The sequence below is a fragment of the Nonomuraea aridisoli genome, assembly GCF_003236395.1.
Lineage (GTDB): Bacteria > Actinomycetota > Actinomycetes > Streptosporangiales > Streptosporangiaceae > Nonomuraea > Nonomuraea aridisoli.
Genome location: NZ_POUD01000039.1, coordinates 33,330 through 45,687, shown reverse-complemented (window position 1 = coordinate 45,687; position 12,358 = coordinate 33,330). Strand labels below are relative to the sequence as shown.

General features: G+C 73.5%; 14 protein-coding genes. 10 read left to right on the top strand and 4 right to left on the bottom strand.

Annotation, left to right across the window (positions count from 1 at the left end; translation table 11 throughout):
• On the bottom strand, nucleotides 1-252 hold a 252-nt coding region (locus C1J01_RS51215; protein WP_220039872.1), incomplete at its 3' end, for a hypothetical protein.
• Between the two features lie 408 nt (nucleotides 253-660).
• Between C1J01_RS51215 and C1J01_RS12510 the strand changes: the two genes are divergently transcribed.
• From C1J01_RS12510 to rbsK, 9 genes are read left to right on the top strand one after another with little or no spacing between them, the layout of a single operon-like run.
• The gene (locus tag C1J01_RS12510; protein ID WP_111179107.1) at nucleotides 661-1,701 is read left to right on the top strand and encodes a LacI family DNA-binding transcriptional regulator; all 1,041 of its coding nucleotides are present in this window, start codon (nucleotides 661-663) and stop codon (nucleotides 1,699-1,701) included.
• Nucleotides 1,698-2,612: a carbohydrate ABC transporter permease gene (locus C1J01_RS12505; RefSeq protein ID WP_181448714.1), complete on the top strand. Its 915-nt coding sequence runs from the start codon at nucleotides 1,698-1,700 to the stop codon at nucleotides 2,610-2,612. Before C1J01_RS12510 ends, C1J01_RS12505 begins: the two co-directional genes overlap by 4 nt.
• Nucleotides 2,612-3,430 carry a carbohydrate ABC transporter permease gene (locus C1J01_RS12500; RefSeq protein ID WP_111179106.1) on the top strand — a complete coding sequence of 273 codons (819 nt, stop codon included), beginning with the start codon at nucleotides 2,612-2,614 and terminating at the stop codon, nucleotides 3,428-3,430. Before C1J01_RS12505 ends, C1J01_RS12500 begins: the two co-directional genes overlap by 1 nt.
• A gap of 9 nt (nucleotides 3,431-3,439) precedes the next feature.
• Nucleotides 3,440-4,741 (top strand): ABC transporter substrate-binding protein, encoded by a 1,302-nt coding sequence (locus C1J01_RS12495; protein WP_111179105.1) that lies wholly within the window; start codon nucleotides 3,440-3,442, stop codon nucleotides 4,739-4,741.
• Nucleotides 4,738-5,721: an ADP-ribosylglycohydrolase family protein gene (locus C1J01_RS12490; protein ID WP_111179104.1), complete on the top strand. Its 984-nt coding sequence runs from the start codon at nucleotides 4,738-4,740 to the stop codon at nucleotides 5,719-5,721. Before C1J01_RS12495 ends, C1J01_RS12490 begins: the two co-directional genes overlap by 4 nt.
• A 5-nt stretch (nucleotides 5,722-5,726) precedes the next feature.
• Complete coding sequence (locus tag C1J01_RS12485; protein ID WP_220039871.1) at nucleotides 5,727-6,698, top strand: ADP-ribosylglycohydrolase family protein; 972 nt, start codon at nucleotides 5,727-5,729, stop codon at nucleotides 6,696-6,698.
• The gene (locus tag C1J01_RS12480) at nucleotides 6,695-7,834 is read left to right on the top strand and encodes an ADP-ribosylglycohydrolase family protein (protein WP_111179102.1); all 1,140 of its coding nucleotides are present in this window, start codon (nucleotides 6,695-6,697) and stop codon (nucleotides 7,832-7,834) included. The genes C1J01_RS12485 and C1J01_RS12480 overlap by 4 nt, the downstream gene beginning before the upstream one ends.
• On the top strand, nucleotides 7,831-9,159 hold the full coding sequence (locus C1J01_RS12475; RefSeq protein ID WP_111179101.1) for an ADP-ribosylglycohydrolase family protein: 1,329 nt from the start codon (nucleotides 7,831-7,833) through the stop codon (nucleotides 9,157-9,159). The genes C1J01_RS12480 and C1J01_RS12475 overlap by 4 nt, the downstream gene beginning before the upstream one ends.
• The gene (gene rbsK / locus C1J01_RS12470; protein ID WP_111179100.1) at nucleotides 9,156-10,040 is read left to right on the top strand and encodes a ribokinase; all 885 of its coding nucleotides are present in this window, start codon (nucleotides 9,156-9,158) and stop codon (nucleotides 10,038-10,040) included. The genes C1J01_RS12475 and rbsK overlap by 4 nt, the downstream gene beginning before the upstream one ends.
• Here the strand turns inward: rbsK and C1J01_RS12465 are convergent.
• Entirely contained in the window at nucleotides 10,033-10,593 is a 561-nt protein-coding gene (locus tag C1J01_RS12465) for a dihydrofolate reductase family protein (protein ID WP_111179113.1), read from the bottom strand. The two genes, rbsK and C1J01_RS12465, sit on opposite strands and share 8 nt — an antisense overlap.
• A 76-nt stretch (nucleotides 10,594-10,669) precedes the next feature.
• The gene (locus tag C1J01_RS12460) at nucleotides 10,670-11,164 is read right to left on the bottom strand and encodes an NUDIX hydrolase (protein ID WP_111179099.1); all 495 of its coding nucleotides are present in this window, start codon (nucleotides 11,162-11,164) and stop codon (nucleotides 10,670-10,672) included.
• Between the two features lie 63 nt (nucleotides 11,165-11,227).
• Between C1J01_RS12460 and C1J01_RS12455 the strand changes: the two genes are divergently transcribed.
• The gene (locus C1J01_RS12455; RefSeq protein ID WP_111179098.1) at nucleotides 11,228-11,446 is read left to right on the top strand and encodes a hypothetical protein; all 219 of its coding nucleotides are present in this window, start codon (nucleotides 11,228-11,230) and stop codon (nucleotides 11,444-11,446) included.
• Between the two features lie 72 nt (nucleotides 11,447-11,518).
• On the opposite strand, the gene C1J01_RS12450 is transcribed toward C1J01_RS12455, so the two are convergent.
• Complete coding sequence (locus C1J01_RS12450; protein WP_111179097.1) at nucleotides 11,519-12,217, bottom strand: FadR/GntR family transcriptional regulator; 699 nt, start codon at nucleotides 12,215-12,217, stop codon at nucleotides 11,519-11,521.
• Nucleotides 12,218-12,358: the final 141 nt, after the last annotated feature.

Here is a 12,358-nt window from a genome sequence, read left to right as displayed (position 1 = left end):
TGTATAAGAGACAGCCCCCGAGCCGGCCCCCGCCCGCGACTGAACCACCGCGTCCGCGGGACCCACTCGGCGGCGGTGAGCCCGGCCGCCGCTGATCCACCGCTGCGCGCGGCTCCTCCAGCGGCGGTGGGGTGGAACGAGGGTGGACCACGGCGCGGGACCCGAGTCCGCCGGGTCGCCGGTGTCGCACCAGCCGTCGTCGCGGCCGAGTGCGGCGACGCGCACACCGGTGCCGCGGACCTCCTGGGTCACCGGCGGAGATCCCGTCGTCGGCGCGCAGATCAGACCTCGGGGCCGGGGGACGCCCGACGCCGCCCGCTCCGGCGGGTCGGCGTGGCGCGATCCCGGCCTCGTTCCACACGTTCTGGACGCGCACGCCGAACCGGCGCACACCACGGAACGCGGCGGGTCTCCGGCCGGGTCGGCCCGGAGACCTCCATCAGCTGCGCGCGTCCCAGGTGTCCGTCATCACGGACCGGACGCCGGGCGTGCCCCGGAAAGTCGGCTCTGGTCCAGGCGAGGTTCGCGGCGCCAGGGTGACCTTGCGTTATGGGATCGTGACTTGACCCGGACGTTACGCGCAGGTTTCATGTCCAGCACACCGTAAACGTTTACAGACCAACTCTTTGTAAACGTTTACGCCAGGATGGAAGGACAGCCTTGGCCGACGGACCCACGATCAACACGATCGCCGAGCGCGCCGGTGTCTCGATCGCCTCCGTCTCGCGGGTGCTGAACGGCCTGCCGACCCGGCAGGAGACCGAGCGCAAGGTGCTGAAGGCGGCCGAGGAGCTCGGTTACGTGCGCAACGCCGTGGCGAGGTCGCTCAAGTCGCGGCGCACCGACCAGGTCGCCTTCGCCATGGCCGACGTGGGCAACCCCGCCTACCTCGCCATGCTGCGCCAGATCCAGCCGGTGCTGAAGGCCGCCGGATACCGGCTGGTGCTGCACTCCACCGACGCCGTCGCCGCCGACGAGATCGACGTCCTGCACAGCCTCGGCGAGCGCTACGTCGACGGGCTGATCATGAGCCCGCTGCGGGTCACGGACGCCCACCTGGAGATGCTGGCCGCGGCCCGCGCCCCCGTCGTGATCATCGGCTCCGTGCCCGAGGGCACCCCGGTGGACAACGTCCGCGCCGACTCCCGCACCGGCGTCCGGCTCGCGGTCGACCACCTCTACGCGCTCGGCCGCCGCCGCATCGCGATGGTCAACGGCCCGCTCGACACCGTGCCCGGCGCGGCCCGCGGGGCGGCCTACCGGGAGGCGCTGGAGGACCTGGGGCTGCCCTACGACGACGACCTCGTGCAGATCGGCGACTTCTACCGGGCCGAGGGCGCCCGCGCGGTGGCGGAGCTGCTCGCCCGGGTGCCCGACGTGGACGCGCTCATGTGCGCCAACGACCTGATCGCCCTCGGCGCGCTCGACGTGCTGCGCGCGGCCGGGCGGCGGGTGCCGGACGACGTGGCGGTGGTCGGCATGGACGACACCGACCTCGCCGCGGCCTCCTGGCCGTCCCTGACCAGCGTCTCGCTCGGCTCGGCCGAACGCGGCAAGGTCGCCGCCGAGCTGCTGCTCGACCGGCTGCGGGGCGGCGACCGCGAGCCCCGGGTGGTCACCGTGGCGCCCCGGCTGGCCGTACGCGCCTCGACGGCGGGTCCCGCGTACGAGCCCGCTGACAGGAAGGAGGGCGGCGCGTGACGGCGACCGCGACCAGACCGGCGCCGCCCCGGGCGCCGCGCAGCAAGCGGCGCGGGGCGTCGCGTCAGAAGCGGGAGATGTGGCTGCTGATGCTGCCGGCCATGGTGCCGGTGCTGCTGTTCAGTGTGGGCCCGCTGCTGTACGGCATCGGCCTGGCGTTCACCGACGCCCGCAACACCCGCGTCCACGAGACGAGCTTCGTCGGCCTGGAGAACTTCACCCGGATGCTCTCCGACGAGCAGTTCTGGGCGTCGTTCCAGATCGGCGCGATCTGGTCGGTCTCGGTGACCGTGCTGCAGTTCCTCGCCGCGCTCGGGCTCGCGCTGCTGCTCAACATGAACCTGCGGTTCAGGAGCGTGGCGCGGGTGCTGGCGGTGGTGCCGTGGGCGATGCCGCCGGTGGTCATCGGCCTGATGTGGAAGCTCGTCTACCACCCCGACGCCGGCATCCTGAACGGCCTGCTCGGCACCGACGTCAACTGGCTGGCCGACTTCTCGCTCGCGCTGCCCGCCATCATCGTCGTCGGCGTCTGGACGGGCATGCCGCAGACCACGGTCGTGCTGCTCGCCGGCCTGCAGAACGTCCCCAAGGAGCTGTACGAGGCCGGCGAGGTCGACGGCGCGGGCCGCTGGCGGCGGTTCTGGAACATCACCCTGCCCCAGCTGCGTCCGGTGATCGTGGCGATCACCTCCCTCGACTTCGTGTGGAACTTCAACCAGTTCGGCCTGGTCTACGTGCTCACGCAGGGCGGCCCCGGCGGCCGGACGAGGCTGCCGATGTTGTTCGCCTATGAGGAGGCGTTCCGCTACCGGGCCGCCGGCTACGCCTCGATGCTGGGCCTGGCCATGGCGATCGTCGTGCTCGCGGTGCTCGGGCTCTACCTGTGGCGCCAGATGAGGGAGGCCAAGTGATGAGGCGCGTCCCGCTGTACGCCGCGCTGCTCGCCTACGTCGTCTTCCTGGCGTTCCCGCTGCTGTGGTTGTTGTCCACGGCGCTGAAGACGCCGCAGGAGATGGCGCTGACCAGCCCGACGTGGATCCCGCGCGAGCCGACGCCGGCCAACTTCACCGACGCGTTCGGCGAGCAGGACCTCGTCGGCGCGGCGCTGCGCAGCCTGGTCGTGGCCCTCGCCAGCAGCCTGCTCACGGTGGTGATCTCGCTGCCCGCGGCGTACTCGATGGCCCGCTACCGCAGCCTGGTCAACCGGATCGCGATCGGGTGGGTGCTGGTCAGCCAGGTGTTCCCGTTCATCCTGATCATCATCCCGCTCTTCCTGATCATGCGGGACCTGGAGCTGGTCAACACCCTGCCGGGTCTGGTGGCCGTGCACGTGACGTTCACCCTGCCGTTCGCGCTGTGGATGTTGCAGGGGTACGTCCGCGCGGTGCCGCGCGAGCTGGAGGAGGCCGCCTCCGTGGACGGCGCGAGCCGGCTGCGCGCGATCGCCAGCGTGGTCGCCCCGCTGCTGGCCCCGGGCGTGGTCGCGACCCTGCTGTTCGCGTTCATCTCGTCCTGGAACGAGTTCATGTTCGCGCTCGTGTTCCTCCAGGACCCCGACGTCATGACACTCCCGCTGACGCTGGTGAGGTTCACCGGCCCCGAGGGAGTGGCCCGGCTCGGACCACTCGCCGCGGCGTCGCTCATGGCGACGATCCCGAGCCTGATCTTCTTCGCAATCATCCAGCGGCGTCTGAAGTCGGGCCTGATGGCCGGCGCCGTCAAGGGCTAGGAGGCTCCTATGCGTATCAAGTCCGCTCTGGCGGCCGCGGCGATCGTCACGCTCGCCGCCGCGTGCGGCGGGGGAGGGGGCGGCGAGCCGGCCGCCCCCGGCGAGCCGGTGAAGCTCGATTTCCTCAGCCTGGCGTGGCAGAAGGAATCGGTCGCGGCGAACAAAGAGCTCGTGAACGAGTGGAACAAGGCCCACCCGGACATCCAGGTGACCTACGTCCAGGGCAGCTGGGACAACGTCAACGACCAGCTCGTCACTCAGTTCGCGGGCGGCACGGCGCCGGACGTCATCCACAACGACTCGCCCGCCCTGGCCGGCTTCGCCTCCGACGGCTATCTGCTGGACCTGTCCGCCAAGCTGCCGGCCGAGCTGAAGAGCGACATCCCGCAGTCGGCCTGGGACACCGTCACCTTCACCGGCGGCGAGGGCGAGCAGGGCGTCTACGGCGTGCCGTTCCTCCAGGAGTCGCAGGTCATCATCGCCAACAAGAAGCTGCTCGACGAGTCGGGGGTGCGCGTCCCGACGCCCGAGGAGCCGTGGACCTGGGACGAGTTCTCCGAGGCCGCCAAGAAGATGACCAAGGACGGCCAGTACGGCGTCGCCTGGGCGATGAAGTCGCCGGTCAACAAGACCCTCAACCTGGCGCTCAACTTCGGCGGCACGTTCTTCCAGACGACCGACGGCAACACCACCGTCAAGGTCGGCCCCGAGGAGCGCGAGGTGCTCCAGCGCATCCACGACCAGCTCTACAAGGACAAGTCCGCCGACCCGGCCGCGCTCGGCCAGGGCACCGCCGACCCGCTGCCCGCGTTCTTCCAGGGCAAGTTCGCGATGTTGCCGACCGGCGTCTACCTGCGCCAGCAGGTGGTCGAGCAGGCGCCCGACGACTTCGAGTGGGTCACGCTGCCCGCGCCCAAGGGCACCTCGGCCCAGCAGGGCGCCGTCTCCCAGACGCTGTCGATCGCGCAGGAGAGCGAGCACCCCGACGAGGCCATGCAGTTCATCTCGTTCTTCCTGAACGCCGCCAACCAGGCCAAGCTCGCCAAGGGCGACTGGCTCCTGCCCGCCTCCCAGAAGGCCGCCGCCGACCCGGCGATGACCACGCAGGAGAACGGCTGGGACGTCGCCACCGCCTCGGCGAAGAACCTCGTCGTGGCCCCGTTCCTCAAGGTGAACGGCTACGACGAGTGGCGCAGCAAGGTCGCCACGCCGGTCCTTCAGGAGTACTTCGCTGACAAGATCACCCTCGACGAGGTGGCCAAGCGGCTCGTCGAGGAGGGCAACCAGGTGCTGGAGCGCTACCACCGGTGACGGATCGCAGCCAACTGAGGGACAGAGCCCGGGGGTGTCTGCTCGGCCTCGCGGCCGGCGACGCCCTCGGGGCGCCCGCCGAGAACCTCACGCCCGCGGAGATCCGCCGGCGGTGGGGGCGGCTCACCGAGATCGAGGGCGGCGGCACCGACGACACCGAGTACGCCATCTTCGCCGCGTCGCTGCTGGTGCGGCACGGGCACGGGCTGACCTCCCACGACGTCGAGCAGGCCTACCGCGAGGAGATCGTCCCGCTGGCGACCGGGCCGATGCGCGGAGCCGGCTTCTCCGAGCTCGGCACCGTCGAGGCGCTGCGCCGCGGCCTCGAACCGCCGCTGACCGGGCTCGCGCACCAGCACGGCTGGTCCGACGGGCTCGCCATGCGGGCGGCGCCGTACGGGATCTTCTGTCCCGGCGATCCGGCGGAGGCGGCGCGGCTGCTGGAGCAGGACGGTCGCGTCAGCGGGTCCGGCGAGGGCATCGCGGGCGGCCGGGCGGTCGCCGGCGCGGTGGCCGCGGCCATGGCCGGGGCTGAGCCCCGCGACGTGGTGCAGGCCGCGCTGTCGGTGATCCCGGCCGACTCCTGGACGGCCAGGAACGTGGTGCGGGTCTGCGAGGTGCTCGCCGCGGGCGGGCCGCGCGGACGCGGCGCGGAAGCCGTCGAGGCGCTGCACGAGGCCGTGGTCGTCCGCCACTACCCCTGGACCGACGTCGCGCCCGAGGCCGTCGCGCTGGCGCTGGCCGCCTTCCTGGCCGGTGACGGCGACGTCGAGGAGTCCGTGACCTTCGGGGTGAGCCTGGGCCGTGACGCCGACACGATCGGCGCCATCGCCGGCGCCGTGGCGGGCGCCTCGCAGGGCGAAGCGGGTGTCCCCGCCCGCTGGGCCGCCAGGATCGGCCCCGTGACGGGCAAATGCCTGCCCGTCGTGGCCGGGAGACACGTGCTCGACACGGCCGAGCAACTGGTGGAAGGACTGTAGATCACATGTCGGGGGACAGAATCAGGGGGGCCTTCGCGGGGCTCGCCGTCGGCGACGCCGCCGGCTGGCCCGCGGGCCGCCACCGCTCGGCGCTGCACGCGCCGTGGAGCCGCCGCCTGTACCGCGAGCTCGACGCGTTCGCCGAGGAGCACCGCGTCACCACGCTGCCGGTGCCGTTCGCGCTCAACCAGCCGGTCGCGCCGCTGCGGATCGGGCCGTCCGACGACGCCGAGTGGCTCGCCTGGACGGCGCTGACCGTCCACCGGCCGCGCGCCGAGGCGTTCAGGGAGCTGACCGACGTCAGGGCCCGCATCTCCGTGGCGACCGCGCTGGACAACCTGGCCAAGGGCGTCGAGCCGCCCGCGTCCGGCCACGACAACCCGCACCACTTCGACGACGCCGCCGCGATCCGGGCGGTCGCCTACGGCGTCATCGGCCGCGACCCCACCGAGGACGCCCAGGTCACCAACGCCCTCGACGGCGTGCTCGGCGCGCGGGCCATGGCCGCCGCGGTCGCCGCGGCCGTCGCGTCCGGGCGGATCGGCCCGGCGATCGAGGCGGCGCTCGCCGTCCTGCCGCCCGGCACCGCCATCGGGCACAACGCCCGCGCCGCGCTGGAGGCCGCCCGCGCGGCGGGAGACCCGTTCGCCGCGGTGCCCGCGCTCGACGCGGCGCTGCTCGACCACGTCTACAGCTACGGCGTGGGCGCCGCGCAGACGGTGCCCGTGGCGCTCGCGCTGGCCGAGGCGGCCGGCGGCGAGCTGAGCCGGGCCGTTCCCGCGGCGGCCTGCCTGGCGCCGGTGGCCGACTCCGCCCCGGCGCTCACCGGGGCGCTCGCGGGCGCCTGCGGCGGGTTCGACGCGATCCCGGAGGGGTGGATCGCGTCGGCCCGTACGCTGGCCGGTTGCTGCCTGCCCGATCTGGCCGGGCGGGATCTCATCGAAGTAGCGGACACACTGACGGAAGGAATCGCATGACGCCGCTTGAGGACAGGGCCACTGGCTGCGTGGCGGGGGCAGCGGTCGGTGACGCGCTGGGCGGCGCAACCGAAGGCTGGACCCCCGAGCAGATCGTGGAACGCTACGGCGGCCGCGTCGAGGGCATCGTGCCGCCGTTCAACGAGGACTGGCGCAACGCCCGCCCCATCGCGCCCTACCACAAGGGCGACGGCCACATCACCGACGACACCCTGATGACGCACGCCCTGATCCGCGTGTACGAGAAGGCCGGCGGGCACCTGGACGCGTACGCGATGGCCGAGTACCTGGTGCCCGAGCTGATGGGCGAGCGGCGGTGGATCCCCGAGCTGGAGAGCGAGGCGCTGCCGCTGCAGCGGATCTTCCTGGCCGAGAAGTGGATCGTCGCCCGCCTGCACTACGGGCACGCCGACCCGCGCGAGGCCGGCGTCGGCAACATCGTCAACTGCGGCGCCGCCATGTACGTCGCCCCGGTCGGCATCGTCAACGCCGCCGACCCCGACGCCGCCTACGCCGAGGCCGTCGACCTGACCGGGGCCCACCAGTCGAGCTACGGCCGTGAGGCCGCCGGCGTGATGGCCGCCGCCGTCGCCGAGGCCATGCGCCCCGGCGCCAGCGCCGACTCCGTGGTCGCGACCTGCCTGCGCCTGGCCAAGGACGGCACGCGGGCCGCCATCGAGGCCGTCTGCGAGACCGCCTCCGGGCTGACGCACTGGGAGGGCTCGTTCGAGGCGCTGCGCGCCGCCGTGCGTCCGTTCGACACGGTCGCCGACACCTACCGCGACCAGGGGCTGGGCGCGCGGCGGCCGAGCCGGGTGCACAGCATCGAGGAGCTGCCGCTGGCGCTCGGGTTCCTGGTGATCGCCAAGGGCGGCTACCGCGACACCGTGCTCGGCGGGGTCAACTACGGGCGCGACGCCGACTCGATCGCCTCCATGGGCGGCGCCATCGCGGGCGCGCTCGGCGGGCTGTCAGCCGTGCCGTCGGCGTGGGCGGAGCAGGTGGCGGCGGCCAGCCGTACCGACCTGGTGGCCCCCGGGCTCGCGATCGCGGAGGTGGCCCGCCGGGTGCACGCCGACGACGTGGCCCGCCGCCGCCGCCACGAGGCGGCCTTCGCGGAGCTCGACGGCCGATGATCCGGCTGACCTGGGTCCAGCCTGAGGACCTCGTCGGGCACGAGCTGCGCCAGGCGGCCGAGGACGGCCGCGACGTGCGCGAGATCGCCGAGCGCTGGCACGCGGCGGGCGGGCACGACGCCCCGCCGCGCGCCGGCGCCTCCGAGCCGGGCGCCGCGCGGCTGCGCGGGCTCGCCGAGCACCTGCTGGACGAGCTGGCGGCCGTCCCGTCGCCGCTGGACGAGCCGTCCGACTGGGACGCCATCGTCGCCGCCTGCCCCGGCCGGCCCGCGCCCGCCGGCCGCCGCGACGTGGACCCCGCCCGGGTGCTCGGCGCCTGGCAGGGACGGGCGGCCGGCTGCGTGCTCGGCAAACCCGTCGAGAAGATCCCGCGCGAGGGCATCAGGGAGATCGCCGAGGCCACCGGCAACTGGCCGATCCGCGGCTGGTTCACCGCCAAGGGCCTGCCGGACGACGTGGCCCGCCGCTGGCCGTGGAACCGGCGCAGCGCCGTCAACTCCCTCGCCGAGAACATCGACGGCATCCCCGAGGACGACGACCTCAACTACCCGCTGCTGGCGCTGTCGGTGCTGGAGCGGCACGGCCGCGGCTTCACCACCGACGACGTGGCCAAGCACTGGCTGGACGAGCTGCCCGCCGGGCGCACGTTCACCGCCGAGCGGGTCGCGTACCGCAACCTGCTCGACGGCGTCGAGCCGCCCGCGACGGCCACGTACCGCAACCCGTTCCGCGAGTGGATCGGCGCGCTGATCAGGGCCGACGTGTACGGCTGGGTCAACCCGGGCGACCCGGCAACGGCGGCCGAGTACGCCTGGCGCGACGCCCGCCTGACGCACACCGCCAACGGGATCTACGGGGCGATGTTCACGGCGGCGATGTGCGCCGCCTCGCTGGTCGCCACGTCGGCGGAGGAGGTCGTGCGCGCCGGCCTGTCCGTGGTGCCGCGCGGCTCGCGCCTGCACGAGGCGGTCCGCCTGGCCGCCGCCGACGCCGCCCGCGAGGACGACTTCGAACGCGTCGTCGACCTCCTGCACGAGCGGCACGGCGCCCTGCACTGGGTGCACACCGTCAACAACGCCGCCCTGATCGCGGCCACGCTGATCCATGGCCGCGGCGACTTCACCGCCACGATCGCCGGGGCGGTCGCCGGAGGCTGGGACACCGACTCCGCGGGCGCCACCGCCGGGTCCATCGCGGGCGCGCTGAACGGGGGCGTGCCGGACCGGTGGCGGCTGCGCGACGGCCTGGCCAGCAGCCTCACCGGGTTCGACGGCGTGGGGCTGGGCGAACTCGCCGCCCGTACTCAGGAGATGATGGCCTCATGATCTCGGTATTCGGCAGCGCCAACATGGACCTCGTCGCGTACGTCGGCCAGGCCCCCGCACGGGGAGAGACGGTCACGGGTCACCGATTCCGTACGATCCCCGGCGGCAAGGGCGCCAACCAGGCCATCGCCGCCGCCCGCGCCGGAGCCCAGGTGGCGTTCCTGGGCGCGGTGGGCGACGACGGTTTCGGGGCGGAGCTGCGCACCGCGCTCACGGAGGCCGGCGTCGACGTGCGCGGCCTGCGCCAGATGCCCGGCTCCACCGGCATCGCGCACATCGTGGTCGACGACGACGGCGGCAACTCGATCATCGTCGTCCCCGGCGCGAACGGGACCGTCACCGGGCCCTCGGGCGAGGACATGGCGGCGATCGCCCGCTCCGACGCGCTGCTGCTCCAGCTGGAGCTGCCCATGGAGGGCGTCGTGGCGGCGGCGCAGGCCGCCCAGGTGTCCCGGGTGCCGGTCTACCTCACCCCGGCGCCCGCCCGGCCGCTGCCGCCGGAGCTGCTCGGCGCCGTCACGACGATCGTCCCGAACGAGCACGAGGCCGCCGCCATCACGGGCGTCTCCGGGCCGGAGAACGCCCTCGAGGCGCTGCTGCAGCAGGTCCAGGAGGCCGTCATCACCCTCGGCTCCGACGGCGCGCTGTACGGGGCGCGCTCCGGGGAGCGGCTGCGGGTGCCCGCCGCCCCGGTCAAGGCCGTGGACACGACCGCGGCCGGCGACACGTTCGTGGGGGCGCTGGCCGTGGCCCGGGCCGAGGGGCGCGGCATGGAGGAGGCGCTGCGCTTCGCGTCCACGGCGGCGGCGCTGTCGGTGCAGCGGGAGGGCGCGAGCACCTCGATGCCCACCCGCCACGAGATCGAGAACGCCCTCAACTGACCCGGTCGTAGCGCAGCACCGCCGTACGCCCGTCGCACACCCGGGAGTCCACGAGCCGCAGGTCCATGCGCTCCTGCGGCGGGAACATCGGCCGGCCGCCGCCGAGCACGACCGGGTGGACCATCACGTGGTACTCGTCGATCAGGCCCAGCGCGGTGAGCGCCGAGGCCAGCCGTGAGCCGCCGTTGAGCAGCAGGTCCCGGCCGGCCTGCCGCTTCAGCTCCGCGACCTCCTTCTCCAGGTCGCCGGAGACGATCCGGGTGTTCCAGCCGGCCTCCCGCAGCGTCGTGGAGAACACGACCTTCGGCGTGCTCCGCCAGATCGGCGCGAACTTGAGGTCGTGCGGGTGGTCGGACATCGACTCGACGTGCGGCCAGTAGCCGGACATCATCTCCCACACGACGCGTCCGTACAGGAACGTGCCGACCCGGGCGTGCACCTCGTCCCCGTACGCCGACAGCTCCGGCCCCATCTGCGCCCAGTCGAACTCGCCGTTCGGGCCGTGGATGTGACCGTCCAGCGAGGTGTGGACCCAGTAGATCAGCTTGCTCATGACGTGCTCCTTGTCTCGGTACGCCAGTGGGTCGGAGCGGCCCACGTCGTCTCGACATCCTCCGGAGAGGAATTTCTCAGTGCGTCCACGGCAGCCGTACGACCCCGGCGGCCCGACCGCCCGCTGGCAGCGCGGGCAGCAGCGCGGCCAGTCCGGGCGGGAACACGCGCTCCTCCGTGGCGGTCAGCTCCTCCGCGCTCCACCAGCGGTGGCCGTTCAGCCACTCCTCCTCCGGATGGTCCTCCGGCACGGTGGGAGCCACGGTCGGAGCCTGGACCCGGGCGAAGAAGTACGTCGTCACGGTGTGGAAGTCGCGGCCCAGGTTGGACCAGACGCCCTCGTTCACCGCCACGGGATCGCCCAGGTCGGCCGGGTCCAGCGCGTGGCCGGTCTCCTCCAGCGCCTCGCGCACGGCGGCCTGCGCCGGTGTCTCTCCGGCCTCGATCCCGCCGCCCGGCAGGTGCCACGCGGGCTCCTTCGGCCACGGCTGCGGGGGGACGAATCGGAACAACAGCACCCGCCCGAGGGGATCGGCCATGATGACGCGGGCGGAGGGGCGCTCAATGACCATCCTGGGACCGTAACAGGCCGCCGCGGGCGGGTTCGGGCCGGATCCGCCGGGCAGGTGGGGGCTATGAGGGAGACACCCGAGGAACTGCCCGAGACGATCGACGGGATCGAGGGCGAGAGCGACGTCGTCGCCGAACGGTCGGGCTCCGACACGCGCAGGACCCGCCGGCCCATCTCCGCCGACCTCCCGGAGGGCGACGAGGAAGAGCGGCGGCCGTACGAGGAGCCGGAAGTCGACGAGGACGAGAACGTCATCCGTCCGGACGCGGGGCCCACCGGCTGATCACCGCTGACCGTGTGCGCCCCGCCCAGCCCCGGCCGCGGCACCCACCGCGGCCGGATTTCGGGATGCCCTCTATCGCCCGTCGGGCTGGGACAGGTGGGTGAGGGTCCGCTGGAGCTCGGCCTCCAGGACGGAGGCGGCCGCGTCGCCGTCGCCGTCGCGGACGGCCCTCACCAGCGCAGCATGTGAGTCCTGCCCCGGCCCGGGATCGTGGTCGCGCAGCCGCAGCAGCTCCACCAGGTCGATCAGCCGCCGCCGCAGCGCGGGCGCGAACTCGGCGAACAGGTCCGTCAGCACCGGGTTGCCCGCCGCCGCCACGACCGCCGCGTGCAGGGCGATGTCGGCGTCCACGAAGGCGGCGTCATCGCTCGCCGCCGCACGGGCGCGCGCCTCCAGCGCCGCCTCGATCGCCGCCAGGTCCTCCTCCGTACGCCGCCGCGCCGCCAGCCGGGCGGCCTGCGTCTCGACCATCATGCGGACCTCGTAGACGTCGGCGATGGCGGCGCGGCGCAGCCGGACCGGCCAGTCCTCGGCGGGCTCGGCGGCGATCACGAACACCCCCGACCCCTGACGGGCCTGCACCAGCCCCGCGCCCGCGAGCGCCCGCAGGGCCTCGCGCACGGTGGAGCGGCCCACGCCGAGCGTCTTGGCCAGCGCGTTCTCACCGGGGAGCCGGGTGCCGACGGGCCACTCGCCGCTCGTGATCTGCTCGCGGAGATGACTGGTGGCCTGCTCGACGAGCGGGCTCGGGCGGAGTGACGCGAGAGGCATCGGAAACCTGTCAGCTTGTCTGAGGACCTGTGGTGTGGCTAGTGTACCGCCATGACGTCGTACGGTCTGCTGCTTCTCGGCCGCCGCGGCGGGGCCTGACCGAGACCGGCACCCCGCCGCGGTGTCACGGGTGTCCGCCGG